Here is a 24,180-nt window from a genome sequence, read left to right on the forward strand (position 1 = left end):
CACGGAGGGGCATCCCCTATGCGCACCAATCATCAGACCCGTCGTGCCCTGGACAAGATAGATCGCAATATCCTGCGAATTCTGCAGGCCGATGGACGCATTTCCTTCACCGAGCTGGGGGAACGGGTCGGACTCTCCACCACCCCTTGCACCGAGCGAGTGCGCCGCCTGGAACGCGAAGGAATCATCATGGGCTACAACGCCCGGCTCAACCCGCAGCACTTGAAGGGCAGCCTGCTGGTGTTCGTCGAGATTAGCCTGGACTACAAATCAGGGGATACCTTCGAGGAGTTTCGCCGGGCGGTGCTGAAGCTGCCGCACGTGCTGGAGTGCCATCTGGTGTCCGGGGACTTCGACTATCTGGTCAAGGCGCGGATCTCGGAGATGGCGTCCTATCGCAAGCTGCTGGGGGACATCCTGCTCAAGCTGCCCCATGTACGGGAATCCAAGAGCTACATCGTGATGGAGGAAGTGAAGGAAAGCCTGAGCCTGCCGATTCCGGACTGAGATGAGGGGCGCCGGTTCCGCGGCAAGCTGGCTCGGAGCGCGAGGGGCTAGACCAGGACCTGACGATTGCTGGCCATGTAGTCGTGGATCTGCTTCTCGACCCGGGGGTGGATCATCTCCACGGGACGCCGGCCGTTGGGGCACGGCAGGCTCGGCGTGGTGCCGAACAAGCGACAGATCAGCGGGCGTTCGTCATACACCGTGCAGCCATTGGGGCCCAGGTGCACACAGTTGAGCTCGTCCATGGCGGCGTCCTGCTCGGCAGCGGTCTTGCGCGGCAGGCGGGACATTTCCTCAGGCGAAGTGGTGACTGGGCCGCAGCAGTCGTGGCAACCAGGAACGCACTCGAAAGAGGGAATCTGCTGACGCAAACTACGGACGATTTGACGGTTACAGCTCATGAAAAAGGCTACCGGGGCATGAATAGCCATGAATTCTGCCCTAAATGCCTGGCAGCAGACAGGGCCGGGCATCCTGCGGTTGCTGCAAACGAAAGCCCCGGCTTATGCTCCGGCAATTTTTAAAGCCCCCCTGATCAGGACACTTTCCATGCCCGCCAGTGCTCAGCCATCCGCCGCCAGCGATCGGCACGCCGCCTCTTACTATGCCGCCAGCAGCCTGCCGCAGCCGGACTACCCGACACTGGCAGGCGAGCTGACAGCGGACGTGTGCGTGGTAGGCGGCGGATTCTCGGGGCTCAATACCGCGCTGGAACTGGCCGAACGCGGGTTCAGCGTGATCCTGCTGGAAGCCCGCAAGATCGGCTGGGGCGCCAGCGGCCGCAACGGTGGGCAGTTGATTCGCGGGGTCGGCCACGGCCTGGAGCAGTTCACCAAGGTGATCGGTAGCGACGGCGTGCGGCAGATGAAGCTCATGGGCCTGGAGGCGGTGGAAATCGTCCGCCAGCGCATCGAACGCCTGCAGATCCCCTGCGATCTGACCTGGGGCTACTGCGACCTGGCCAACAAGCCAGCAGACCTTGAGGGTTTTGCCGAAGACGCCGAAGAGCTGCGCAGCCTGGGCTATCGCCACGAAACCCGCCTGTTGCAGGCCAGTGAAATGCACAGCGTAGTGGGCTCCACACGCTACGTTGGCGGGCTGATCGACATGGGCTCGGGCCATCTGCATCCACTGAACCTGGCCCTGGGTGAAGCCCGGGCGGCGCAGCAGATGGGCGTGCGTCTGTTCGAGCATTCGGCAGTGACTCGCATCGACTACGGGCCCGAGGTCAAGGTCCACAGCCATCGCGGCACGGTCCGCGCCAAGACCCTGGTGCTGGGCTGCAACGCCTACCTCAACGACCTCAACCCGGAGCTGGGGGGCAAGGTGCTGCCGGCCGGCAGCTACATCATTGCCACCGAACCCTTGAGTGAGGCCCAGGCGCAAGAGCTATTGCCACAGAACATGGCGGTCTGCGACCAGCGCGTCGCTCTGGACTACTACCGGCTCTCGGCCGATCGGCGCCTGTTGTTCGGCGGTGCCTGCCACTACTCGGGACGCGACCCCAAGGACATCGCCGCGTACATGCGGCCGAAGATGCTGGAAGTGTTCCCGCAACTGGCCAAGGTGAAGATCGACTACCAGTGGGGCGGCATGATCGGCATCGGCGCCAACCGCCTGCCACAGATCGGCCGACTCAAGGACCAGCCCAATGTGTATTACGCCCAGGCCTATTCAGGCCATGGGCTGAACGCCACGCACCTGGCGGGCAAGTTGCTGGGAGAGGCCATCAGCGGTCAACAGGGCGGCGGCTTCGACCTGTTCGCCAAGGTGCCGCACATCACCTTTCCCGGCGGCAAGCACCTGCGCTCGCCACTGCTGGCCCTGGGCATGCTCTGGCATCGCCTGAAAGAGCTGGCCTGATCTTCCGCGGCTCCTTGTCGCCGCGGATTACAGCCGCCAGAAAGGCTTGAGGCCTTCGGCCCGTGCCTCCTCGCGGCTCAGCCCCACATCCCGCAACTCCTCGGCGGTCAACTCCAGCAACGCCTTGCGGGTACGCAATCGATGCCAGTACAGGTCCCAGGTTCCCAGCCCGGACGGCGCAGTGCACGACAGGGTCGCCGCCGCCCGCTCCTGCTCGACTTCCAGTTCCTGACCGCGTAACGACAGCCGCACATCGCTCAAGCCGTTCATCTCCATTGCTCCTGTTTACTCAAGTTGCCATGAGCGAGCATGATGGGCGCCACACCAAAACCAATACAGACCCAATACAGCGGTATTACTTCCATACAGATTTGCCAAAAATCCCGCTGAATGCCGTATTTTTGCCTCATCTGTACTGGTCCTCCGTGACTACCACTTCGAGCCAACGCCATGACCCTCTACGTGAACCTCGCCGAACTCCTGGGCACCCGCATCGAACAGGGCTTCTATCGCCCCGGTGATCGACTGCCCTCGGTGCGCGCGCTGAGCGTAGAACACGGGGTCAGCCTGAGTACCGTGCAGCAGGCCTACCGCGTGCTGGAAGACAACGGCCTGGCCATGCCCAAGCCAAAATCCGGGTACTTCGTCCCCCCCAGCCGTGAGTTGCCTGCGCTACCGGCAGTCGGTCGCCCGGCCCAGCGGCCGGTGGAAATCTCCCAGTGGGACCAGGTGTTGGAGCTGATCCGCGCGGTGCCGCGCAAGGACGTGGTGCAGCTGGGCCGCGGCATGCCGGACATCACCACGCCAACCATGAAGCCCTTGCTACGGGCCCTGGCCCGGCTCAGCCGGCGCCAGGACATGCCCGGCCTGCACTACGACAACATCTACGGCGTGCTGGAGTTGCGCGAGCAAGTGGCGCGGCTGATGCTGGATTCTGGCTGCCAGCTGGGGGCCAATGACCTGGTGATCACCACCGGCTGCCACGAAGCCCTGTCTTCCAGCATTCGCGCTATCTGCGAGCCCGGGGACATAGTCGCCGTAGACTCGCCGAGCTTCCACGGCGCCATGCAGACCCTCAAGGGGCTGGGCATGAAAGCCCTGGAAATCCCCACCGATCCTATTACCGGGATCAGCCTGGAAGCCCTGGAACTGGCCCTGGAGCAGTGGCCGATCAAGGCCATACAGTTGACCCCCAACTGCAACAATCCCTTGGGCTACATCATGCCGGAGTCGCGCAAGCGGGCCCTGCTGACCCTGGCCCAGCGCTTCGACGTGGCGATCATCGAGGACGATGTGTATGGCGAACTGGCCTACACCTACCCGCGCCCACGAACCATCAAGTCCTTCGACGACGACGGCAGGGTTCTGCTGTGCAGTTCCTTCTCCAAGACCCTGGCCCCCGGCCTGCGTATCGGCTGGGTCGCACCCGGCCGTTATCTGGAGCGGGTGCTGCACATGAAGTACATCAGTACCGGCTCCACCGCCCCGCAACCCCAGGTGGCCATCGCCGAATTCCTGAAAAGCGGTCATTTCGAGCCCCATTTGCGCAAGATGCGCACTCAATACCAGCGCAATCGCGACCTGATGCTCGATTGGGTCAGCCGCTATTTCCCCACGGGCACCCGCGCCAGTCGCCCCCAGGGCAGTTTCATGCTGTGGATCGAACTGCCCGAAGGCTTCGACACGCTGAAACTCAACCGGGCATTGCTCGACCAAGGCGTGCAGATCGCTGTGGGTAGTATCTTTTCCGCCTCGGGCAAATACCGCAATTGCCTGCGGATGAACTACGCTGCCAAGCCAACCGCGCAGATCGAAGACGCGGTACGCAAAGTCGGCTCCGCAGCCATCAAGCTGCTCAGCGAAACCCAGGACTGAACCCCGGGTCACGTTGCAGGAAGCCCACTGCCCCATGCCAACCCGCGCCGCGATGCGAGACGACCTGACTTGAGCCGTAAACAGGGGTTTATCCTGCCGCTGATCCTGACCTTCGGGCTAGGCGGCTGCGCCACCCAGGAAGTGCCTTACCAGCCCAGCCAAGCGTTGGCCGCCAGTGACTCCAGCTTCGCCCAGTCCATCCGGGCCCAGGCCGCCCCCTACCAGGGACGCTCCGGCTTTCGCCTGCTGCCCAACAGCACCGAAGCCTTCATGGCCCGCGCCGAGCTGATCCGCAACGCCCAGAGCAGCCTCGACCTGCAGTACTACATCGTTCATGACGGCATCAGCACCCGGATGCTGGTGGACGAGCTGCTCAAGGCCGCTGACCGAGGCGTAAGGGTGCGCATCCTGCTGGACGACACCACCAGCGACGGGCTGGACCAGATCATCGCCACCCTGGCCGCCCACCCGCAGATCCAGGTCCGCCTGTTCAACCCGCTGCACCTGGGCCGCAGCACCGGCGTTACCCGAGCCGTGGGCCGCCTGTTCAACCTGTCGCAACAGCATCGCCGGATGCACAACAAGCTTTGGCTGGCGGACAACAGCGTGGCCATCGTCGGCGGGCGCAACATCGGCGATGAATACTTCGATGCCGAACCCAATCTCAACTTCACCGACATCGACATGTTCAGCGCAGGCCCCGTGGCCGAACAGCTGGGCCATAGCTTCGATCAATACTGGAACAGTGCCCTGAGCCGCCCCATAGGCGAGTTCCTGTCTTACGCATCTTCAACCCAGGCCCTGAACAACACCCGCCAGCGCCTGGAAGAGTCGCTACAGGACAGCCACCGGCAGAACCAGGCCCTGTATCGCCAGTTGATGACCTACCAGACTCAGCCGCGCATGGATATCTGGCGCAAGGAACTGATCTGGGCCTGGAACCAGGCCCTGTGGGACGCCCCCACCAAGGTCCTGGCCAAGGGCGATCCCGACCCGCACTTGCTGCTGACCACCCAGTTGGCACCGGAACTCAAGGGCGTCAGCAAGGAACTGATCATGGTCTCGGCCTACTTCGTCCCGGGCCAGCCGGGGCTGGTGTACCTGACCGGCCGGGCTGACGCCGGGGTCGCGGTCAGCCTCTTGACCAACGCCCTGGAAGCCACCGACGTGCCGGTGGTGCATGGCGGCTACGCGCCCTATCGCAAGGCCTTGCTGGAACACGGCGTGAAGCTCTACGAGTTGCGCAGGCAACCTGCAGAGCGGGGCGGCGGCAGCGGTCCGCGGCTGTTCCACAGCAGTTCCTTGAAGGGCTCGGACTCCAGCCTGCACAGCAAGGCGATGGTCTTCGACCGACAGAAGAGCTTTATCGGCTCGTTCAATTTCGATTCACGCTCAGTGCTGTGGAACACCGAGGTCGGGGTACTGGTAGACAGCCCCGAACTGGCCGAGCATGTACGCGCCCTGGCCCTGCAAGGGATGGCGCCGCCCCTCAGCTACCAGGTCAAACTGGAGGACGGCAAGCTGGTCTGGATCACCGAGGACCATGGGCAGCTGCACAGTCTGAGCCACGAGCCCGGCAGTTGGTGGCGACGCATCAATGCCTGGCTGAGCACTCGCATCGGTCTGGAGCGCATGCTTTGACGCGCTACAAGGGTTGCGCCTGGACGCTGCCAAAAGCGCCCTGACGCAGCAGCAGAAGCAACAGGCCTAAGGCGCCCGCCGCCACCAGCAGCAACATCGCATGACCGCTGACCCACTGGCTGCCCGCCCCCGCCACCAAGGGACCGATCAGACAACCGATGCCCCACAGCTGCGCCACATGGGCATTGGCTCGTACCAGCGCATCGTCGCGATAACGCTCGCCGATCAGGATCAGCGACAAGGTGAACAGCCCACCAGCGCTGGCCCCGAACAGCACCCACAACGGCCAGATCAATACGCTGTCCAACAGCAGGGGAATGGCCAGACTGGAGCACAGCAGGATCAGCGCGCAACCGGTGAACAGGCCGCGCCGGGAGACGCGATCAGCCAAGGCGCCGATCGGCAGCTGCAACAATGCATCGCCCACCACTACGGTGCTGACCATGGCCAGGGCCACGTCCTCGGTGAAGCCCTGGCTCAAGCAATAAACCGGAAGCAGGGTCAGGATCAGAGCCTCGAAAGTCGCGAACAAGGCCACCGCCCAACCAATCGCCGGCAGCGTCTGACAGAAGCGCCAGAGGTCGATCAGGGTGACATTGCAAGACTCGGTGCTCGGCGCTCCGCTACGCCCCAACAGCAGCAAGGGCGCTGCCACCAGCAATCCCACCGAGACCCAGAAGCCGTAGTCCTGCGTGGTCCCCAGGACGCCCAGCAGCAAGGGGCCGGCCAGCTGACTCAGGGCATAGCCGCTGCCATACAACGCCACCAGCCGCCCCCGCCACTGCTCCACCACCAGCTGATTGATCCAGCTTTCCCCCAGAATGAAGATGATGGTCAGCACTACGCCCAGAATCAGGCGCAACGCCAGCCACACCGGATAGCTGGGCAACAGCGCCAGCAGTCCAATAGAGAGCGCACCCGCCCACAGGCACAGGCGCATCAGGTTGGCGGTACCGAAGCGGGCCGCCAGCCGACTGGAAATCTTCGCGCCCAGCAGCACGCCAATGGCCGGCATCGCCGCTACCACGCCGATGGCAAAGGGTCCGTAGCCCCAGCTTTCCAGGCGCAAGGACACCAGCGGCATGGTCATGCCCAAGGCCAGGCCGACACTCAAGACAGCGGATAAAACGGCGAAATAGGTCGCCCAAGGCATTTCCACACTCCTGTGGATGATTATTCTGCAAGCCACAGACAACACAGCCGGACTCCCCTCTCGGGAAGTCCGGCTGCGCTGCGGATCAATGGCTGCGGATAGAAGCGCCCATGCGACGTGGCGCTTGCCGGCGCAAGCGCCCTTGCGGACGCCATCGCCTCAAACCCGAAGACTCAGAGCTTGATCCAGGTCGCTTTCAGCTCGGTGTACTTGTCGAACGCGTGCAGCGACTTGTCCCGACCATTGCCCGACTGCTTGAAGCCGCCGAACGGCGCGGTCATGTCGCCACCGTCGTACTGGTTGACCCAGACGCTGCCGGCACGCAACGCCTTGGCCGTCAGGTGCGCCTTGGAGATGTTTGCAGTCCAGACCGCCGCCGCCAACCCGTACGGAGTGTCGTTGGCAATCTGGATCGCCTCTTCCACGCTGTCGAACGCAATCACTGACAGCACTGGGCCGAAGATCTCTTCCTGGGCAATCTTCATCGCGTTAGTGACGCCGTCGAAAATCGTCGGTTCGACGTAGGTACCACCTGTCTCCTGCAGGGTGCGCTTGCCACCGGCCACCAACTTGGCGCCATCGGCGTGACCGGCCTCGATGTAGGACAGCACGGTATTCATCTGCTGGGTGTCCACCAAGGCGCCGACGTTGGTGGCCGGGTCCAGTGGGTTGCCCGGTTTCCAGGCTTTCAGGGCCTCGATCACCAGCGGCAGGAATTTGTCCTTGATGGAGCGCTCCACCAGCAGACGGGAACCGGCGGTGCAGACTTCGCCCTGGTTGAAGGCAATGGCGCTGGCAGCGGATTCGGCGGCGGCCTGCAGGTCCGGGGCATCGGCGAACACGATGTTCGGGCTTTTGCCACCAGCTTCCAGCCAGACGCGCTTCATGTTGGACTCACCGGAGTACACCAGCAGTTGCTTGGCGATCTTGGTGGAGCCGGTGAACACCAGGGTGTCCACGTCCATGTGCAGGGCCAGGGCCTTGCCAACGGTGTGGCCGTAGCCGGGCAGCACGTTGAACACGCCAGCCGGAATTCCGGCTTCCACCGCCAGGGCCGCGATGCGGATTGCGGTCAGCGGGGATTTTTCCGAAGGTTTGAGGATCACCGAGTTACCGGTGGACAGCGCCGGCCCCAGTTTCCAGCAAGCCATCATCAGCGGGAAGTTCCACGGCACGATGGCCGCGACTACGCCCACGGGCTCACGGGTTACCAGACCCAGTTGGTCGTGGGGGGTGGCCGCGACTTCGTCGTAGATCTTGTCGATGGCCTCGCCGCTCCAGCTCAGCGCTTGCGCCGCGCCGGGCACGTCGATTTCCAGGGAGTCGGTGATGGGCTTGCCCATGTCCAGGGTTTCCAGGAGCGCAAGCTCCTGGGCGTGTTGCTTGAGCAGGCCGGCAAAACGAATCATGACGGACTTGCGCTTGGCCGGCGCCAGGCGCGACCAGACGCCAGAGTTGAAGGTGGCGCGGGCATTGTCCACGGCACGCTGGGCATCGGCGGCGTCACAGCTGGCAATGGTTGCCAGCACACGGCCGTCTACCGGGCTGATGCACTCGAAGGTGTCATTGGAAACAGCTGCGGTGTATTCACCATTGATGTAGGCGCGGCCTTCGATTTTCAGGTCGCGGGCACGTTGTTCCCAATCGGCACGAGTCAGGGTGGTCATACGAGTGTCCTCCTCTTATTTGAATACAAGCGCCATGCGAACTACGCCGGCACTCATGAAGAATTCTGCCCGGCCAGCCTGTTTTCGGCCAAAGGCACCCGCCACCCTAAACCAGCGACCCCTGTACTTTCAATATATTTGACAAAGCCCGGGCAAACAGCATTGCTATGTGCATTTTAATAAACATAGACTCTGGCCTTCATAGCCACTCGCGCCGCAATCACGGGGGAATACAAGAATGAGCATCCACAACGTCGTCGACTTCAGCCAGGCCAACACCGAGGGCGAACGCTACCGCCCCGCTCCGGAAAAAGTCCTCAAGGGCGATCCCGAGCAGGCGGTGTTCAACCACTACGGCAGCCCGTGCGGGCAACTCAATGCCGGGATCTGGGAAGGCGCGGTGGGCCAATGGACGGTGAACTTCACCGAGCACGAATACTGCGAGATTCTCCAGGGCGTGTCGGTGCTGCGAGACAACGACGGCAACGCCAAGACCCTGCGCTCTGGCGACCGCTTTGTGATCCCGGCCGGCTTCAAAGGCACCTGGGAAGTGCTGGAGCCCTGCCGCAAGGTCTACGTGGCCTTCGAACAGAAGGCCTGAATCCCAGGCACAAAAAAACCCGCTTGAAGGCGGGTTTTTTTGTCAGAAGAAAAATCAATTACTTGATTTTGCCTTCCTTGTAGATCACGTGCTTACGAACAACCGGATCATATTTCTTGATCTCGATTTTGTCCGGAGTAGTACGCTTGTTCTTGTCGGTAGTGTAGAAGTGACCAGTACCGGCGCTCGAGATCAAACGAATCAATTCACGCATGATTAGCTCCCTTAAACCTTGCCGCCATCGCGACGGATTTCGGCCAGCACGACATCAATGCCGCGCTTGTCGATGATACGCATGCCTTTGGCAGATACGCGCAGACGCACAAAGCGTTTCTCGGACTCAACCCAGAAGCGGTGATGCTGCAGGTTCGGCAGGAAACGACGACGGGTTTTGTTGTTTGCGTGGGAAATGTTATTCCCAGTCACCGGACCCTTACCGGTAACTTGACAGACTCTAGACATGCCTCAGCCCTCTAAAACCACATGCCCAACCCGGCATGGGTTGGCCGCTTAATCTCTCAGTCATTTGGCGCCAGGCGCCGCGTTTCTTTAGGGTCTTACCGGCTACACCTACAAGCGAAGGAACCGGGCCCCTAGAAAAGAGCGCTGCTTTATACCAGAAAGACCCCATAGCAACAACAGCCGCTGTGTGCAGGATGATGAAAAGTCCTGATTTTCTTGCGCCGGACGCCTGCGGCAAAGGCTACCGCAGAAATCTACCGCTCGTCGCAGAATATATTTCTCTCGAAACCCCGGGAAAAAATCTGCTGCTGAACACAGGCATCCCTACACAAAATCACGACTCCAGCCCTGACCGCGTCCCAGGTTTCAATGTCGAATACAAAAGGGATAGTCATTTTACAAAGAGGCCACTAGGGTAAGGCATTTCCAGACTGCACTCGCAGATGGGCTTTCGATCTGCACAAGGAACCCGACCATGCGTCTTGCCGCCCTCCCGCTCCTGCTCGCCCCTCTTCTGAGCCCATTGGCCCAGGCCGCCGCGTTGAGCGTCTGCACCGAAGCCAGCCCGGAGGGCTTCGACGTGGTGCAGTACAACTCGCTGACCACCACCAACGCGTCCGCCGACGTGCTGATGAACCGCTTGGTGGAATTCGACGCCGTCAGCGGCAAGGTGGTCCCCAGCCTGGCCGATAGCTGGGAAGTCTCCGCGGATGGCCTGAGCTATGTCTTCAAGCTGCATCCCAAGGTCAAGTTTCACCGTACCGACTACTTCAATCCCAGCCGCGAGCTGACCGCCGAAGACGTCAAGTTCAGCTTCGAGCGCATGCTCGACCCAGCCCACCCATGGCACAAGATCGCCCAGAGCGGCTTCCCACACGCCCAATCCCTGCAGTTACCCAGCCTGATCAAGAAGATCGACGCCCTGGACCCGCTGACTGTGCGCTTTACCCTGGATCACGCCGACTCGACCTTTCTCCCCACACTGAGCATGGGCTTTGCCTCGATCTACTCCGCGGAGTACGCCGATCAGTTACTCAAGGCCGGCACCCCGGAGAAGCTCAACAGCCAGCCCATCGGCAGCGGCCCGTTCATTTTCGGGCGCTTCCAGAAAGACGCCTCGATCCGCTACAAGGCCAACCGCGACTACTTTGCTGGCAAACCGGCGGTGGACTCCCTGATTTTCGCCATCACTCCGGACGCCAACGTGCGCCTGCAGAAACTGCGGCGCAATGAGTGCCAGATCGCCCTGTCACCCAAGCCCCTGGATGTCCAGGCCGCCAGTGATGATCCAACGCTGAAAATCGAGAAAACGGCAGCCTTCATGACGGCCTTCGTTGCGATCAACAGCCAGCATCCGCCCCTGGACAAACCCGAAGTGCGCCAGGCGATCAATCTGGCCTTCGACAAGGCCCATTACCTCAAGACCGTGTTCGAAGGCACCGCCGAGGCCGCCAATGGCCCCTACCCGGCCAATACCTGGAGCTACGCCAAAGAGCTGCCGGGCTACACCCACGACCCGGAAAAGGCTCGTCAGCTGCTGGCCAAGGCAGGCCTTAAAAACGGCTTCGAGACCACAATCTGGACCCGCCCTTCCGGCAGCCTGCTCAACCCCAACCCGAGCCTGGGCGCCCAACTGCTGCAGGCGGACCTGGCCCAAGTGGGAATCCAGGCAGAAATCCGCGTGATCGAATGGGGCGAGCTGATCCGCCGGGCCAAGGCCGGCGAACATGACCTGCTGTTCATGGGCTGGGCAGGCGACAACGGCGACCCGGATAACTTCCTCACACCACAGTTCACCTGCGCAGCAGTCAAATCCGGCACCAACTTCGCCCGCTACTGCGATCAGAACCTGGACAAGCTGATTACCGCCGGCAAGACCACCAGCGAACAGGGTGTGCGCAGCAAGCTGTACCAGCAGGCCCAGACTCAGATCCAGCAGCAAGCGCTGTGGCTCCCTCTGGCTCACCCGACCGCTTTCGCCCTGACCCGCAAACAGGTCGAGGGCTATCAAGTGAGCCCCTTCGGCCGCCAGGATTACTCGAAGGTCAGCGTCAAGTGACACACCGGCCAGCTTCAGGGTCAGTGCCGACCTTGAGGCTGGCCGCCTTCAGATCCAGCCATATTCGGCCATGGACAACGGATCGCCCTCTCCGACGATGAAGTGATCCAGCACCCGTACATCGATCAACTCCAGGGCTTCTTGCAAACGCCGGGTCACCACCCGATCGGCCGGGCTGGGCTCAGAGATGCCCGATGGGTGGTTGTGACAGAGAATTACCGCTGCCGCGTTATGCGCCAGGGTGCGCTTGAGCACTTGTCGCGGGTACACCGTGGTGCTGTCGATCGAACCCTGGAACAGCACCTCAAAGGCCAGGACCCGATGCTTGGTGTCGAGAAACAGACAGCCAAACACCTCGTGGGGCTCATGTCGCAACATCGACTTCAGGTAATCGCGCACCACCAGCGGACTTTCCAGGGCTGACTGGCGGTGGAGTTTTTCTGCCAGATGCCGACGCGCCATCTCCAACACCGCTTGCAACAGTGCGTACTTGGCCGGCCCCAATCCCAACTGGCGGGTGAAGGTCAGCTGATCGGCTTCCAGCAGACTGCGCAAGCTGCCGAAGCGATGCAACAGGTGCCGCGCCAAGTCGACCGCACTTTTTCCAGCCACCCCGGTGCGCAGGAAAATAGCCAGTAATTCGGCGTCGGAAAGGCTGATGGCGCCCTGCTCCAAAAGCCGTTCCCGCGGGCGCTCCGCCGCAGGCCAATCACGAATACTCATCACACCTCCCTGTGCATGGCGCCGCTGTTCGGCAGCGGGCGCTGTGCTATCTTAGCCCCCTCTTTTTTGCGTGGTATTTCACCTGGGGAGGGGGCATGCCACGCAGCAATCACTTAACGGAAAAACAGGCCTATGCAGCGGCTGTATCGGAAACGCATCGTGCTCGGCGTCGGCGGCGGCATTGCCGCCTATAAGAGCGCGGAGCTGGTTCGCCGACTCCTCGACCAAGGCGCCGAAGTGCGTGTGGTCATGACCCGGGGCGGCAGTGAGTTCATCACCCCGCTGACCATGCAGGCCCTCTCCGGGCACCCGGTCCATCTCGACCTGCTGGACCCGGCCGCCGAAGCCGCCATGGGTCACATCGAACTGGCCAAATGGGCCGATCTGGTGCTGATCGCCCCCGCCACGGCCGACCTGATCGCCCGCCTGGCCCAGGGCATCGCCGATGACCTGCTGACCACCCTGGTCCTGGCCACAGACGCCATCGTCGCCATCGCTCCAGCGATGAACCAGGCCATGTGGCGCGACCCGGCCACCCAGGCCAACACCCAATTGCTGCAAAGTCGTGGCCTGCGAGTCTTCGGCCCAGCCTCCGGCAGCCAGGCCTGTGGCGACGTCGGCCTGGGCCGCATGCTGGAAGCCAACGATCTGGCGCTGTGCGCCGCCGACTGCTTCCAGCACCTGGCACTGACCGGCAAACACTTGCTGATCACCGCCGGGCCGACTCAGGAAAACATCGATCCGGTGCGCTACATCACCAACCATAGCTCAGGAAAAATGGGCTTCGCCCTGGCCGAGGCAGCCGTCGAGGCCGGCGCCCGGGTCACCCTGATCACCGGACCGGTGCACCTGCCGACCCCCGACAGAGTCACTCGGATCGACGTAGTCAGCGCTCGCGACATGCTCGCGGCCTGCGAGGCGGCCATTCCGTGCGACGTTTTCATCGCCTCCGCGGCGGTCGCGGACTACCGCCCGGAAGTCGTCGCCCCACAGAAATTAAAGAAAGACCCTACGAAAGGTGACGGCCTGCTACTACAGATGGTGCGCAACCCAGATATCCTGGCCACCATCGCTACGCGGCCGGATCGGCCATTCAGTGTCGGTTTCGCCGCCGAAACCGAAAATCTGCTCGACTACGCTGCACGCAAATTGAAGGACAAGAACCTCGACCTGATCGTCGCCAACGACGTAGCCAACCCGAGCATTGGCTTCAACAGCGAGGAAAACGCCTGCAGCGTGATTGACCGGGAGTTGCACGCAACTCTCTTCGCCCAGACCAGCAAGGGCAAGATTGCCCGCCAACTGATCTCTTTTATCGCCGAACGGCTGAACCAGGTTTAACTTCAATGCACGCTCTACAAGCCAAGATCCTCGACCCACGCATCGGCAACGAATTCCCTCTGCCGCAGTACGCCACGCCGGGCTCCGCCGGCCTCGACCTGCGCGCCATGCTCAAGGAAGACACCATCCTGGAGCCAGGCCAGACGCTGCTGATCCCGACAGGGCTGTCGGTCTATATTGGCGATCCGGGCCTGGCGGCGCTGATCCTGCCGCGCTCCGGCCTGGGCCACAAACACGGCATCGTACTGGGCAATCTGGTCGGCCTGATCGACTCGGACTACCAGGGCGAACTGATGGTTTCCTGCTGGAACCGCGGCCAGACTGCCTTCAATATCGCCGTCGGCGAGCGTATCGCCCAACTGGTGCTGGTGCCGGTAGTGCAGGCGCACTTCGAAGTGGTTGAGGCTTTTGATGAAAGCCAGCGCGGCGCAGGCGGTTTCGGCCACTCCGGCAGTCACTGATTGCGCGCCCTCGGGCCAGGCACTTGGTCCGGCCCCAGGGTGACTGCAAGACATTTAAGGATAAATGACCACCGGTTTCTGCATGCCCCCTCGGGCCCGCCAAATCAGGCCCTTGAGCGTCCGCGGAGCGGCAAGCGCCCTCCAGATGGCACTTACACAGTACGAACTCTATGCTGAAAACGCCGTCATACCCTTCAGTTTGAGCCCGCCGGCCCGTCATTTCCCCGGCCGTACTGCCCCCTCTTCAAATGGAGCACCCTCAGTGATGAGCAACGCAGCCAAAGTCGCCCCGACATTTCCCGAGAGCATCTTCCGCGCCTATGACATCCGCGGTGTTGTACCGCAAACCCTGACCGCAGAGACCGCCTACTGGATCGGCCGCGCCGTTGGCTCCCAGAGCCTGGCTCAGGGCGAACCCAACGTCTGCGTAGGCAGGGACGGCCGCCTGTCCGGCCCGGAGCTGGTGGAGCAACTGATTCAGGGCCTGCACGACAGCGGCTGCCACGTCAGCGATGTCGGCCTGGTGCCGACCCCTGCCCTGTACTACGCCGCCAACGTCCTGGCCGGCAAGTCCGGGGTGATGCTCACCGGCAGCCACAACCCTTCGGACTACAACGGTTTCAAGATCGTCATCGCCGGCGACACCCTGGCCAACGAACAGATCCAAACCCTGCACCAGCGCCTCAAGACCAACAACCTGAGCAGTGCCCAGGGCAGCATCACCAAGGTCGACATCCTGCCGCGCTACGCCGAAGAGATCGCCCGAGACGTGAAGCTGGCTCGCCGCCTGAAAGTCGTGGTGGATTGCGGCAACGGCGCCGCCGGGGTCATTGCCCCGCAACTGATCGAGGCCTTGAACTGCGAAGTCATTCCGTTGTTCTGCGAGGTAGACGGCAACTTCCCCAATCATCACCCGGACCCGGGCAAACCCGAGAACCTTGAAGACCTGATCGCCAAGGTCAAGGAAACCGGCGCCGACCTGGGCCTGGCCTTCGACGGTGACGGCGATCGCGTCGGCGTGGTGACCAACACCGGCAGCATCGTTTTCCCCGATCGACTGCTGATGCTGTTCGCCAAAGATGTAGTGGCGCGCAACCCGGACGCGGAGATCATCTTCGACGTCAAATGCACTCGACGCCTGATTCCGCTGATCAAGGAATATGGTGGTCGCCCGCTAATGTGGAAGACCGGTCACTCGTTGATCAAAAAGAAAATGAAGCAGACCGGCGCCCTGCTGGCCGGCGAGATGAGCGGCCACGTGTTCTTCAAGGAACGCTGGTTCGGCTTCGACGACGGCATTTACAGCGCCGCACGGTTGCTGGAGATTCTCAGCAAGGAAACATCTACCGCAGAAGAGCTGTTTGCGACCTTCCCGAACGATATTTCTACGCCGGAAATCAATATCCATGTGACCGAAGAGAGCAAATTCAGCATCATTGATGCCTTGCACGACGCGCAATGGGGCGCAGGCGCTGACCTGACCACCATTGACGGGGTGCGAGTCGACTATGCCAAGGGCTGGGGCCTGGTTCGCGCCTCCAATACCACCCCTGTGCTGGTGCTGCGCTTCGAGGCTGATGACGAAGCCGAGCTGCAGCGGATTAAGGACGTGTTCCACGTCCAGCTGAAACGTGTTGCACCTGACCTCCAACTACCGTTTTGACTGTTTGAAGCACCGGAGCCCTGAATGACCATCGAACGCGATGCCGCCGCCAATACCGCCAAGGTCCTATCCGAAGCGCTGCCTTACATTCGCCGCTATGTCGGCAAGACCCTGGTGATCAAGTACGGCGGCAACGCTATGGAGAGCGAGGAGCTGAAAACCGGCTTCGCCCGCGACATCGTGCTGATGAAGGCTGTCGGGATCAACCCGGTGGTGGTGCACGGCGGTGGCCCGCAAATCGGTGATCTGCTCAAGCGCCTGTCGATCGAAAGCCACTTCGTCGATGGCATGCGCGTGACCGACGCGCAAACCATGGACGTGGTGGAGATGGTCCTCGGCGGCCAGGTCAACAAGGACATCGTCAACCTGATCAACCGTCACGGCGGCAGCGCCATCGGCCTGACCGGTAAAGATGCCGAACTGATCCGGGCGAAGAAGCTTACAGTGACCCGCCAGACACCAGAAATGACCACGCCGGAAATCATCGATATCGGCCATGTGGGCGAAGTGGTCGGGATCAACACCGACCTGCTGAACCTGCTGGTCAAGGGCGATTTCATTCCGGTGATCGCGCCGATTGGCGTGGGCGCCAACGGCGAGTCCTACAACATCAACGCCGACCTGGTCGCCGGGAAGGTGGCTGAAGCACTGAAAGCTGAAAAGCTGATGCTGTTGACCAACATCGCTGGCCTGATGGACAAGTCCGGCAAGGTCCTGACCGGCCTGAGCACCCAGCAGGTGGACGAGCTGATCGCCGATGGCACTATCTACGGCGGCATGCTGCCGAAAATCCGCTGCGCCCTGGAAGCGGTACAAGGTGGCGTCGGCAGCTCCCTGATCATCGACGGTCGCGTACCCAATGCGATTCTGCTGGAGATCTTCACCGATACCGGTGTCGGCACCCTCATCAGCAACCGCAAGCGCCCTTAAGCGCCAGCCACAAAAAAGCCCCCGCCCGGTATCTCGGGCGGGGGCTTTTTTATCTACGCAATCTTTGTAGGAGCTGGCTTGTATAGGAGCAGGCTTGCCAGCGAAGGCGCTCACACGCGCAACTCAGGACTCAAAGGTCTCTTCACCGGTAAGCCGGCTCCTACAGTGTCAGATTCCGTACTGCGCGCGATAGGCTTGCACTGCCGGCAGATGTTGCTTGAGCGCCGGATCGTCCGCCAGGAACTGCAGGACCTGGGTCAGGGAAACGATGCTCACCACTGGAATGCCGAAGTCACGCTCGACTTCCTGGATCGCCGACAACTCACCGTTGCCACGCTCCTCGCGGTTCAGTGCGATCAATACACCTGCCGCCTTGGCGCCTTCCTGGGACTCGATGATCTGCATCACCTCGCGAATTGCCGTGCCCGCAGTGATCACGTCGTCGATGATCAGCACATCGCCGGTCAATGGCGCGCCTACCAGGCTACCGCCTTCACCGTGCGCCTTGGCTTCCTTGCGGTTGAAGCACCAAGGCAGATCGCGCTGATGATGTTCAGCCAGAGCCACTGCAGTGGCTGCTGCCAAGGGAATGCCTTTATAAGCCGGGCCAAACAGCACATCGAAGGGAATGCCGCTGTCGACAATCGCCGCCGCATAGAAACGCCCCAGCTGGGCCAGGGCCGAACCGCTGTTGAACAGGCCGGCATTGAAGAAGTAAGGGCTGGTGCGCCCGGACTTCAGGGTGAACTCACCGAAGCGCAAAACCCCGCGATCGATGGCAAAACGAATGAAATCGCGCTGATACGCCTGCATGAAAAAACCCCAGATACCACGGATTTAGCTAATTAGGTAGAGCTCGGGTATCATACACGCACGTGATTTTTGGGGCCATTTATGCGGATCATCAGTGTGAACGTCAATGGTATTCAGGCTGCAGTGGAGCGTGGTTTGCTCAGTTGGCTGCAGGCACAGAATGCCGACGTCATCTGCCTGCAGGACACCCGCGCCTCTGCCTTTGAACTGGACGACCCAGCCTTCCAACTGGATGGCTACTTCCTTTATGCCTGCGATGCTGAAGTCCCTGCCCAAGGCGGTGTGGCTTTGTATTCGCGGTTGCAGCCGAAGGCGGTCATCAGCGGCCTCGGCTTCGAGACAGCCGATCGTTACGGGCGCTACCTGCAAGCCGATTTCGACAAGGTCAGCATCGCGACCTTGCTGCTTCCATCAGGGCAGAACGGCGATGAAGACTTGAACCAGAAGTTCAAGTTAATGGATGACTTCGCCCGTTATCTGGATAAGCAGCGGCGCAAACGTCGCGAGTACATTTATTGTGGCTCGCTGTACGTGGCGCAACAGAAGCTGGATATCAAGAACTGGCGTGACGGCCAGCAATCTCCGGGCTTCCTGGCACCTGAGCGCGCCTGGATGGACGAGATTATAGGCAACATGGGCTACGTCGACGCCCTGCGCGAAGTCAGTCGCGAAGGCGACCAGTACAGCTGGTGGCCGGACAACGAACAGGCCGAGATGCTCAACCTGGGCTCGCGCTTCGACTATCAGTTGCTGACTCCCGGCCTGCGCCGTTTTGTCCGCAGCGCACGCTTGCCGCGTCAGCCGCGTTTTTCGCAGCATGCGCCGCTGATCGTGGACTATGACTGGACACTGACCATCTAAGCGTCCGTTCACAGCCACAAAAAAGCCGACATCACAGTCGGCTTTTTTGTGCTCGCTCTATTTGATCAGGCGCCAGGTGAAAGGGTACCGATATGGCACTCCCTCTCCAGCCTTGACTCCGCCGATGATGGTCAACACCAGGGCACCAATCGCCAGCAGGCCGAACATAAAGAACCCGATTATCACGATCATCAGCAGGAAACAGACTGCCGAAGCGATAGCGACAGTCAGCTGAAAGTTCAGCGCTTCCTTACCCTGTGCATCGATGAAGGGGTCGGTCTCGCGCTTCATCTGCCAAAGAATCAGCGGCCCGATCAATGTGCCGAATGGAACCCAGATCCCCAGCAAGGCGGACAAGTGACAAAACATTGCCCATTGCCGAACTTCATGGCTCGGGGTGGGCTGAGGTAGCTGCTCATCACTCATGATGCTCTCCTTGCTGAAGACTGGCGCTCATCAATCGGCGAGTGCCGCCTGCTGCAGCTGGAAGATTTCGGTCATACCTTGCTGAGCCAGGGCCAGCATTGCATTCAGTTCAGCAGGCTGGAATGGCGCGCCCTCAGCAGTGCCCTGCACCTCGATGAAGCCACCGGTGCTGGTCATTACTACGTTGAGGTCGGTCTCGGCAGCCGAATCTTCCAGATAGTCCAGGTCCAGGACCGGTTCGCCCTGATACATGCCCACAGACACAGCAGCAATCATTTGCTTGAGTGGATCACCACCCTTGAGGCCGCCACGCTTCTTGATCACTTTCAAAGCATCTACCAGGGCCACCATGGCGCCCGTGATTGACGCGGTACGGGTGCCGCCGTCGGCCTGGATCACATCGCAATCGACATACAGGGTGATGTCGCCCAGCTTGGACATGTCCAGGGCGGCGCGCAGGGAGCGACCGATCAGGCGCTGGATTTCCAGGGTGCGGCCGCCTTGCTTGCCACGGCTGGCTTCACGCTGGTTACGCTCGCCGGTGGACCGCGGCAGCATGCCATATTCGGCCGTCAACCAGCCTTGACCCTGCCCCTTGAGGAAGCGCGGCACGCCATTCTCGACACTGACAGTGCAAATCACCTTGGTATCACCGAACTCGACCAGTACAGATCCCTCGGCGTGTTTGGTGTAGTTGCGGGTGATGCGGATCGAGCGGAGCTGATCGGCAGCGCGACCACTTGGACGTTTCATAGGGGAACACCTGTACGAGGACGGAAAACTGCCGGGCATTATAAAGCCCGCAACCGCGCCAGGGCACGCCTAAAACGGCCAAAGGCATATTTACGCGTCAGATCGGTCCTGTAGCGATGACCTGCAGCCCATTGTCAGCACCAGGGATTGGGGCCTCCGGCCGCACTGCGCTACAATCCTGCGCCTTCGCAGCCTGTCGGCTTCAATTCATCACTATCAGGCCCGCTCAATCCTCCTGGGATTGGTGCCGGCGCTGAATCGGAGGTACCTCCATGGTGCACAGCATGACCGCCTTCGCCCGAGTCGAACGGGCCGGCACTCAGGGCACCCTGAGCTGGGAATTGCGCTCGGTCAACAGCCGCTACCTGGAGCCGCACCTGCGTTTGCCGGAAGCCTTTCGCGACCTCGAAAGCGCAGTCCGCGAAGCCTTGCGCCAGGGCCTGTCCCGGGGCAAGGTCGAATGCACCCTGCGCTTCACTGAAGAGACCACCGGCAAGCCGCTGCAAGTCGACCGTGAACGTGCGGCACAACTGGTGGCTGCCGCTGAAACCGTCGCCAGCCTGATCAAGCAGCCGGCAGCTCTGAATCCACTGGAAGTCCTGGCCTGGCCCGGCGTGCTGGTGGCCGACGCCACCGACCCGCAAGCCTTGAACAGCGATGCCCTGGCCCTGTTCAACCAGGGCCTGAAAGACCTGAAGAATGGCCGCGAGCGTGAAGGCGCCGAACTGGCCCGGCTGATCAATGAACGCCTGTCCTCCATTGAAGAAGACGTGGCGACCTTACGTGAGCTGGTCCCGCAGATGCTCGCGACCCAGCGCCAGAAAGTCCTCGACCGCTTCGCCGACATGCAGGCCGAACTGGACCCTACCCGTCTCGAGCAGGAAATGGTCCTGTTGGCGCAGAAGAGCGATGTCGCTGAAGAACTGGACCGCCTGAGCACCCACATCATCGAAGTACGCCGCGTGCTCAAGTCCGGCGGCGCTGCCGGTCGGCGCCTGGACTTCCTGATGCAGGAGCTCAATCGCGAAGCCAACACACTGGGCTCCAAGGCCTTCGACCCGCGCAGCACCCAGGCTGCGGTCAACCTCAAGGTGTTGATCGAGCAGATGCGCGAACAAGTGCAGAACATTGAGTAAGGCAACTGACATGACCCACAGCACCGGCACCCTGTACATCATTTCCGCCCCGTCGGGCGCGGGCAAAAGCAGCCTGGTCAAGGCCCTGACCGACGCCAACCAGGAGATCCGCGTCTCCGTCTCCCACACCACCCGCGCCATGCGCCCAGGTGAAGTGAATGGCGTGAACTATCACTTCGTCGAACGCAGCGAGTTCGTGAAGATGATCGAGCACGGCGACTTTCTCGAGCGCGCCGAAGTCTTCGGCAACCTTTATGGCACCTCACAAAGCCACCTGCAGCAGACCCTGGACGAAGGCCACGACCTGATCCTGGAAATCGACTGGCAGGGCGCCGAGCAGGTGCGCAAGCTCATGCCTCAGGCACGCTCGATCTTCATTCTGCCGCCGTCACTGCAGGCCCTGCACCAGCGCCTGACCAACCGCGGGCAGGACAGCGACGAAATCATCGAAGGGCGGATGCGTGAAGCCGTCAGCGAAATGAGCCACTACGTCGACTATGACTACCTGATCATCAACGACGACTTCGCCCACGCGCTGGAAGATCTGAAAGCGATTTTCCGCTCCAATCAGCTGCAACAGAAACGTCAGCAGCAGCGCTTTGGCAAACTGCTCGCCGAATTGCTTGGTTAAACAGCACTTCCCAAAACCGCTGCAAGCGCTTTACATTGGCACTTGCAGCGCGTTGAAGAGCTTGGTCAAAAAATCAGCGCTTCCCTAAACGCTGGTGATTTTTTAAACTGTTGAGTCCGCTCGCCCATCCGGGCAGCGCGCATATTGCATTTGCTACGAGGAAGACCATGGCCCGCGTAACCGTTGAAGACTGTCTAGAACACGTGGATAACCGCTTTGAGCTGGTCATGCTCTCTACCAAGCGTGCCCGTCAACTGGCAACCGGCGGCAAAGAGCCGAAAGTAGCATGGGAAAACGACAAGCCTACCGTTGTCGCCCTTCGCGAAATCGCTGAAGGCCTGATCGACTACGCAGCTATCGCCGAAGCCGAAATCGTTGAAGATGAACCGCTTTTTGCTGCTTTCGAGGACGAGTCCAACGAGGCCGTCTGAGCCTATGCCTGGTCGACGTAGCACGGCGCGGGATCACAGCTTACGGCAGGAGATATCATGCCGAGCATAGACGCCCTCGCCGATCGCTTATCGACCTATCTCGGCACGGACCAGGTCAATCTGGTCCGCCGAGCGTATTTCTACGCCGAACAAGCCCATGACGGTCAACGCCGTCGCAGCGGCGAGGCGTACGTCACGCACCCACTCGCGGTAGCGAACATTCTTGCCGACATGCACATGGACCATCAGAGCCTGATGGCCGCGATGCTGCATGACGTGATCGAAGACACCGGAATTGCCAAGGAAGCGCTCAGTGCGCAGTTTGGTGAAACCGTGGCCGAACTCGTGGACGGGGTCAGCAAACTGACCCAGATGAACTTCGAGACCAAGGCCGAAGCCCAGGCGGAAAACTTCCAGAAGATGGCCATGGCCATGGCTCGCGACATTCGCGTGATCCTGGTCAAGTTGGCCGACCGCCTGCACAACATGCGCACCCTGGAAGTGCTGTCCGGCGAAAAACGCCGGCGGATCGCCAAGGAAACCCTGGAGATCTATGCCCCAATAGCCAACCGCTTGGGCATGCACAGCATCCGTATCGAATTCGAAGACCTTGGCTTCAAGGCGATGCACCCGATGCGCTCCGCGCGGATCTACCAGGCGGTCAAGCGCGCCCGGGGCAACCGCAAGGAAATCGTCAACAAGATCGAAGAGTCCCTCAGCCACTGCCTGGCCATCGATGGCATTCAGGGCGAGGTCAGCGGTCGCCAGAAGCACCTGTACGGTATCTACAAGAAGATGCGCGGCAAACGCCGGGCCTTCAACGAGATCATGGACGTCTATGCGTTCCGCATCATCGTCGACAAAGTAGACACCTGCTACCGCGTGCTCGGCGCTGTACATAATTTGTACAAGCCACTGCCGGGACGCTTCAAGGACTACATCGCCATTCCCAAGGCCAACGGCTATCAGTCGCTGCATACCACGCTGTTCGGTATGCACGGAGTACCAATCGAGATCCAGATTCGTACCCGGGAAATGGAAGAAATGGCCAACAACGGCATCGCCGCACACTGGCTGTACAAATCCAGTGGCGACGAACAGCCGAAAAGCACCCACGCCCGCGCCCGCCAATGGGTCAAGGGCGTCCTGGAGATGCAGCAGCGCGCTGGCAACTCCCTGGAATTCATCGAAAGCGTGAAGATCGACCTGTTCCCGGACGAGGTCTACGTGTTCACGCCCAAAGGCCGGATCATGGAGCTGCCCAAAGGCTCCACCGCGGTGGACTTTGCCTATGCGGTGCACACCGACGTGGGCAACAGCTGCATCGCCTGCCGGATCAACCGCCGCCTGGCCCCGCTGTCGGAACCCCTGCAAAGTGGCTCTACCGTGGAGATCGTCAGCGCCCCGGGAGCACGACCGAACCCGGCTTGGCTCAACTTCGTGGTCACCGGCAAGGCTCGCACCCATATTCGTCACGCCCTCAAGCTGCAACGTCGCTCCGAGTCCATCAGCCTTGGCGAACGCCTGCTGAACAAGGTGCTCAACGGCTTCGACAGCTCCCTGGAAAAAATCCCGGCGGAACGTATCCAGGCGATTCTTCAGGAATACCGCCTGGAGCTGATCGAAGACCTGTTGGAAGACATCGGCCTGGGCAATCGCATGGCCTATGTGGTCGCCCGCCGCCTGCTGGGCGAAGGCGAACAACTGCCGAGCCCGGAAGGCCCGCTGGCGATCCGCGGCACCGAAGGCCTGGTGCTGAGCTACGCCAAATGCTGCACGCCGATCCCTGGCGACCCGATCGTCGGCCACCTGTCCGCCGGCAAGGGGATGGTGGTGCACCTGGACAACTGCCGCAATATCAGCGAAATCCGTCACAACCCGGAAAAATGCATCCAGCTGTCCTGGGCCAAGGATGTCACCGGCGAATTCAACGTCGAACTGCGCGTCGAGCTGGAACACCAGCGCGGCCTGATCGCGCTGCTGGCCAGCAGCGTCAATGCCGCCGACGGCAACATCGAGAAAATCAGCATGGACGAACGCGATGGTCGCATCAGCGTGGTCCAACTGGTGGTCAGCGTGCACGACCGCGTGCACCTGGCTCGCGTGATCAAGAAACTGCGCGCCCTGACCGGGGTCATCCGCATCACCCGCATGCGCGCGTAGCCCGTCCATTACAAGGAGTC

At 61.3% G+C, this 24,180-nt stretch carries 24 protein-coding genes and 1 pseudogene; 15 read left to right on the forward strand and 10 right to left on the reverse strand.

Annotation, left to right across the window (positions count from 1 at the left end; translation table 11 throughout):
• Nucleotides 1-18 precede the first annotated feature (18 nt).
• Nucleotides 19-507, forward strand: coding sequence for an Lrp/AsnC ligand binding domain-containing protein (locus tag PFZ56_RS04705; RefSeq protein WP_011064210.1), 489 nt, complete (start codon nt 19-21; stop codon nt 505-507).
• A 47-nt stretch (nt 508-554) separates the two neighbouring features.
• On the opposite strand, the gene PFZ56_RS04710 is transcribed toward PFZ56_RS04705, so the two are convergent.
• Complete coding sequence (locus PFZ56_RS04710) at nt 555-908, reverse strand: YkgJ family cysteine cluster protein (protein WP_102862531.1); 354 nt, start codon at nt 906-908, stop codon at nt 555-557.
• Nucleotides 909-1,056: 148 nt separating this feature from the next.
• Here PFZ56_RS04710 and PFZ56_RS04715 point away from each other — a divergent pair, with 148 nt between their 5' ends.
• Nucleotides 1,057-2,370 (forward strand): FAD-binding oxidoreductase, encoded by a 1,314-nt coding sequence (locus PFZ56_RS04715; RefSeq protein WP_115581206.1) that lies wholly within the window; start codon nt 1,057-1,059, stop codon nt 2,368-2,370.
• 27 nt (nt 2,371-2,397) lie between these two features.
• Here PFZ56_RS04715 and PFZ56_RS04720 read toward each other — a convergent pair whose 3' ends face one another.
• Nucleotides 2,398-2,640, reverse strand: a complete 243-nt coding sequence (locus tag PFZ56_RS04720; RefSeq protein ID WP_102881281.1) for a DUF1127 domain-containing protein — start codon at nt 2,638-2,640, stop codon at nt 2,398-2,400.
• A gap of 180 nt (nt 2,641-2,820) precedes the next feature.
• Here PFZ56_RS04720 and PFZ56_RS04725 point away from each other — a divergent pair, with 180 nt between their 5' ends.
• Together PFZ56_RS04725 and PFZ56_RS04730 are read left to right on the forward strand one after the other, a co-directional pair.
• A complete protein-coding gene (locus PFZ56_RS04725; RefSeq protein ID WP_170002921.1) occupies nt 2,821-4,245 on the forward strand; it encodes a PLP-dependent aminotransferase family protein in 1,425 nt (474 codons plus the stop codon).
• A 69-nt stretch (nt 4,246-4,314) separates the two neighbouring features.
• Entirely contained in the window at nt 4,315-5,886 is a 1,572-nt protein-coding gene (locus tag PFZ56_RS04730) for a phospholipase D family protein (RefSeq protein ID WP_170002919.1), read from the forward strand.
• A 4-nt stretch (nt 5,887-5,890) separates the two neighbouring features.
• Here PFZ56_RS04730 and PFZ56_RS04735 read toward each other — a convergent pair whose 3' ends face one another.
• Both PFZ56_RS04735 and PFZ56_RS04740 read right to left on the reverse strand, forming a co-directional pair.
• Nucleotides 5,891-7,039, reverse strand: a complete 1,149-nt coding sequence (locus tag PFZ56_RS04735) for an MFS transporter (RefSeq protein ID WP_170002917.1) — start codon at nt 7,037-7,039, stop codon at nt 5,891-5,893.
• 173 nt (nt 7,040-7,212) lie between these two features.
• Entirely contained in the window at nt 7,213-8,706 is a 1,494-nt protein-coding gene (locus tag PFZ56_RS04740) for an aldehyde dehydrogenase (protein ID WP_102881284.1), read from the reverse strand.
• A gap of 238 nt (nt 8,707-8,944) precedes the next feature.
• Between PFZ56_RS04740 and PFZ56_RS04745 the strand changes: the two genes are divergently transcribed.
• Entirely contained in the window at nt 8,945-9,307 is a 363-nt protein-coding gene (locus tag PFZ56_RS04745; protein WP_102881285.1) for a cupin domain-containing protein, read from the forward strand.
• Nucleotides 9,308-9,365: 58 nt separating this feature from the next.
• Here the strand turns inward: PFZ56_RS04745 and rpmG are convergent, their stop codons facing one another.
• Together rpmG and rpmB are read right to left on the reverse strand one after the other, a co-directional pair.
• The gene (rpmG, locus tag PFZ56_RS04750; protein ID WP_003177274.1) at nt 9,366-9,521 is read right to left on the reverse strand and encodes a 50S ribosomal protein L33; all 156 of its coding nucleotides are present in this window, start codon (nt 9,519-9,521) and stop codon (nt 9,366-9,368) included.
• 11 nt (nt 9,522-9,532) lie between these two features.
• On the reverse strand, nt 9,533-9,769 hold the full coding sequence (gene rpmB / locus PFZ56_RS04755) for a 50S ribosomal protein L28 (protein ID WP_011064219.1): 237 nt from the start codon (nt 9,767-9,769) through the stop codon (nt 9,533-9,535).
• 475 nt (nt 9,770-10,244) lie between these two features.
• On the opposite strand from rpmB, the gene PFZ56_RS04760 reads away from it, so the two are divergent.
• Nucleotides 10,245-11,828 carry an ABC transporter substrate-binding protein gene (locus PFZ56_RS04760; RefSeq protein WP_110652908.1) on the forward strand — a complete coding sequence of 528 codons (1,584 nt, stop codon included), beginning with the start codon at nt 10,245-10,247 and terminating at the stop codon, nt 11,826-11,828.
• A 48-nt stretch (nt 11,829-11,876) separates the two neighbouring features.
• On the opposite strand, the gene radC is transcribed toward PFZ56_RS04760, so the two are convergent.
• Nucleotides 11,877-12,551 (reverse strand): DNA repair protein RadC, encoded by a 675-nt coding sequence (gene radC, locus PFZ56_RS04765; RefSeq protein WP_102881287.1) that lies wholly within the window; start codon nt 12,549-12,551, stop codon nt 11,877-11,879.
• Between the two features lie 132 nt (nt 12,552-12,683).
• Between radC and coaBC the strand changes: the two genes are divergently transcribed.
• From coaBC to argB, 4 genes and pseudogenes are all read left to right on the forward strand, one after another.
• Nucleotides 12,684-13,892: a bifunctional phosphopantothenoylcysteine decarboxylase/phosphopantothenate--cysteine ligase CoaBC gene (coaBC, locus tag PFZ56_RS04770; RefSeq protein WP_102862260.1), complete on the forward strand. Its 1,209-nt coding sequence runs from the start codon at nt 12,684-12,686 to the stop codon at nt 13,890-13,892.
• A gap of 5 nt (nt 13,893-13,897) precedes the next feature.
• Complete coding sequence (dut, locus tag PFZ56_RS04775; RefSeq protein ID WP_102862261.1) at nt 13,898-14,353, forward strand: dUTP diphosphatase; 456 nt, start codon at nt 13,898-13,900, stop codon at nt 14,351-14,353.
• A 262-nt stretch (nt 14,354-14,615) separates the two neighbouring features.
• A pseudogene (locus PFZ56_RS04780) lies at nt 14,616-16,016 on the forward strand (phosphomannomutase/phosphoglucomutase); the annotation flags it as partial.
• 24 nt (nt 16,017-16,040) lie between these two features.
• Nucleotides 16,041-16,946, forward strand: coding sequence for an acetylglutamate kinase (argB, locus tag PFZ56_RS04785; protein ID WP_011064225.1), 906 nt, complete (start codon nt 16,041-16,043; stop codon nt 16,944-16,946).
• 168 nt (nt 16,947-17,114) lie between these two features.
• On the opposite strand, the gene pyrE is transcribed toward argB, so the two are convergent.
• Nucleotides 17,115-17,759: an orotate phosphoribosyltransferase gene (gene pyrE / locus PFZ56_RS04790; protein WP_102862263.1), complete on the reverse strand. Its 645-nt coding sequence runs from the start codon at nt 17,757-17,759 to the stop codon at nt 17,115-17,117.
• Nucleotides 17,760-17,840: 81 nt separating this feature from the next.
• Here pyrE and PFZ56_RS04795 point away from each other — a divergent pair, with 81 nt between their 5' ends.
• Nucleotides 17,841-18,620, forward strand: coding sequence for an exodeoxyribonuclease III (locus tag PFZ56_RS04795; protein ID WP_102862264.1), 780 nt, complete (start codon nt 17,841-17,843; stop codon nt 18,618-18,620).
• A gap of 57 nt (nt 18,621-18,677) precedes the next feature.
• Here PFZ56_RS04795 and PFZ56_RS04800 read toward each other — a convergent pair whose 3' ends face one another.
• Nucleotides 18,678-19,046, reverse strand: a complete 369-nt coding sequence (locus tag PFZ56_RS04800) for a DUF4870 domain-containing protein (RefSeq protein ID WP_102862265.1) — start codon at nt 19,044-19,046, stop codon at nt 18,678-18,680.
• A gap of 30 nt (nt 19,047-19,076) precedes the next feature.
• On the reverse strand, nt 19,077-19,799 hold the full coding sequence (gene rph / locus PFZ56_RS04805; protein ID WP_022641842.1) for a ribonuclease PH: 723 nt from the start codon (nt 19,797-19,799) through the stop codon (nt 19,077-19,079).
• 272 nt (nt 19,800-20,071) lie between these two features.
• Here rph and PFZ56_RS04810 point away from each other — a divergent pair, with 272 nt between their 5' ends.
• The 4 genes from PFZ56_RS04810 (at nt 20,072) to spoT (ending at nt 24,160) form a co-directional block, all read left to right on the forward strand.
• Nucleotides 20,072-20,935 (forward strand): YicC/YloC family endoribonuclease, encoded by an 864-nt coding sequence (locus PFZ56_RS04810; protein WP_102862266.1) that lies wholly within the window; start codon nt 20,072-20,074, stop codon nt 20,933-20,935.
• Between the two features lie 10 nt (nt 20,936-20,945).
• The gene (gene gmk, locus PFZ56_RS04815) at nt 20,946-21,566 is read left to right on the forward strand and encodes a guanylate kinase (protein WP_102881289.1); all 621 of its coding nucleotides are present in this window, start codon (nt 20,946-20,948) and stop codon (nt 21,564-21,566) included.
• Between the two features lie 167 nt (nt 21,567-21,733).
• Nucleotides 21,734-21,997 (forward strand): DNA-directed RNA polymerase subunit omega, encoded by a 264-nt coding sequence (gene rpoZ, locus PFZ56_RS04820; protein WP_007921129.1) that lies wholly within the window; start codon nt 21,734-21,736, stop codon nt 21,995-21,997.
• Nucleotides 21,998-22,054: 57 nt separating this feature from the next.
• On the forward strand, nt 22,055-24,160 hold the full coding sequence (gene spoT, locus PFZ56_RS04825; RefSeq protein ID WP_110594226.1) for a bifunctional GTP diphosphokinase/guanosine-3',5'-bis pyrophosphate 3'-pyrophosphohydrolase: 2,106 nt from the start codon (nt 22,055-22,057) through the stop codon (nt 24,158-24,160).
• Nucleotides 24,161-24,180 lie beyond the last annotated feature (20 nt).

The sequence above is a fragment of the Pseudomonas danubii genome (assembly GCF_042980055.1).
Taxonomy (GTDB): Bacteria; Pseudomonadota; Gammaproteobacteria; order Pseudomonadales; family Pseudomonadaceae; genus Aquipseudomonas; species Aquipseudomonas danubii.

What these genes read in the sequence shown, in the direction of transcription:
- PFZ56_RS04705 (WP_011064210.1), top strand. Translation starts at nt 19, where the DNA reads ATGCGCACCAATCATCAGACCCGTCGTGCCCTGGACAAGATAGATCGC.
- PFZ56_RS04710 (WP_102862531.1), bottom strand. Translation starts at nt 908, where the DNA reads ATGAGCTGTAACCGTCAAATCGTCCGTAGTTTGCGTCAGCAGATTCCC.
- PFZ56_RS04715 (WP_115581206.1), top strand. Translation starts at nt 1,057, where the DNA reads ATGCCCGCCAGTGCTCAGCCATCCGCCGCCAGCGATCGGCACGCCGCC.
- PFZ56_RS04720 (WP_102881281.1), bottom strand. Translation starts at nt 2,640, where the DNA reads ATGAACGGCTTGAGCGATGTGCGGCTGTCGTTACGCGGTCAGGAACTG.
- PFZ56_RS04725 (WP_170002921.1), top strand. Translation starts at nt 2,821, where the DNA reads ATGACCCTCTACGTGAACCTCGCCGAACTCCTGGGCACCCGCATCGAA.
- PFZ56_RS04735 (WP_170002917.1), bottom strand. Translation starts at nt 7,039, where the DNA reads ATGCCTTGGGCGACCTATTTCGCCGTTTTATCCGCTGTCTTGAGTGTC.
- PFZ56_RS04740 (WP_102881284.1), bottom strand. Translation starts at nt 8,706, where the DNA reads ATGACCACCCTGACTCGTGCCGATTGGGAACAACGTGCCCGCGACCTG.
- PFZ56_RS04745 (WP_102881285.1), top strand. Translation starts at nt 8,945, where the DNA reads ATGAGCATCCACAACGTCGTCGACTTCAGCCAGGCCAACACCGAGGGC.
- rpmG (WP_003177274.1), bottom strand. Translation starts at nt 9,521, where the DNA reads ATGCGTGAATTGATTCGTTTGATCTCGAGCGCCGGTACTGGTCACTTC.
- rpmB (WP_011064219.1), bottom strand. Translation starts at nt 9,769, where the DNA reads ATGTCTAGAGTCTGTCAAGTTACCGGTAAGGGTCCGGTGACTGGGAAT.
- PFZ56_RS04760 (WP_110652908.1), top strand. Translation starts at nt 10,245, where the DNA reads ATGCGTCTTGCCGCCCTCCCGCTCCTGCTCGCCCCTCTTCTGAGCCCA.
- radC (WP_102881287.1), bottom strand. Translation starts at nt 12,551, where the DNA reads ATGAGTATTCGTGATTGGCCTGCGGCGGAGCGCCCGCGGGAACGGCTT.
- coaBC (WP_102862260.1), top strand. Translation starts at nt 12,684, where the DNA reads ATGCAGCGGCTGTATCGGAAACGCATCGTGCTCGGCGTCGGCGGCGGC.
- dut (WP_102862261.1), top strand. Translation starts at nt 13,898, where the DNA reads ATGCACGCTCTACAAGCCAAGATCCTCGACCCACGCATCGGCAACGAA.
- argB (WP_011064225.1), top strand. Translation starts at nt 16,041, where the DNA reads ATGACCATCGAACGCGATGCCGCCGCCAATACCGCCAAGGTCCTATCC.
- pyrE (WP_102862263.1), bottom strand. Translation starts at nt 17,759, where the DNA reads ATGCAGGCGTATCAGCGCGATTTCATTCGTTTTGCCATCGATCGCGGG.
- PFZ56_RS04795 (WP_102862264.1), top strand. Translation starts at nt 17,841, where the DNA reads ATGCGGATCATCAGTGTGAACGTCAATGGTATTCAGGCTGCAGTGGAG.
- PFZ56_RS04800 (WP_102862265.1), bottom strand. Translation starts at nt 19,046, where the DNA reads ATGAGTGATGAGCAGCTACCTCAGCCCACCCCGAGCCATGAAGTTCGG.
- rph (WP_022641842.1), bottom strand. Translation starts at nt 19,799, where the DNA reads ATGAAACGTCCAAGTGGTCGCGCTGCCGATCAGCTCCGCTCGATCCGC.
- PFZ56_RS04810 (WP_102862266.1), top strand. Translation starts at nt 20,072, where the DNA reads ATGGTGCACAGCATGACCGCCTTCGCCCGAGTCGAACGGGCCGGCACT.
- gmk (WP_102881289.1), top strand. Translation starts at nt 20,946, where the DNA reads ATGACCCACAGCACCGGCACCCTGTACATCATTTCCGCCCCGTCGGGC.
- rpoZ (WP_007921129.1), top strand. Translation starts at nt 21,734, where the DNA reads ATGGCCCGCGTAACCGTTGAAGACTGTCTAGAACACGTGGATAACCGC.
- spoT (WP_110594226.1), top strand. Translation starts at nt 22,055, where the DNA reads ATGCCGAGCATAGACGCCCTCGCCGATCGCTTATCGACCTATCTCGGC.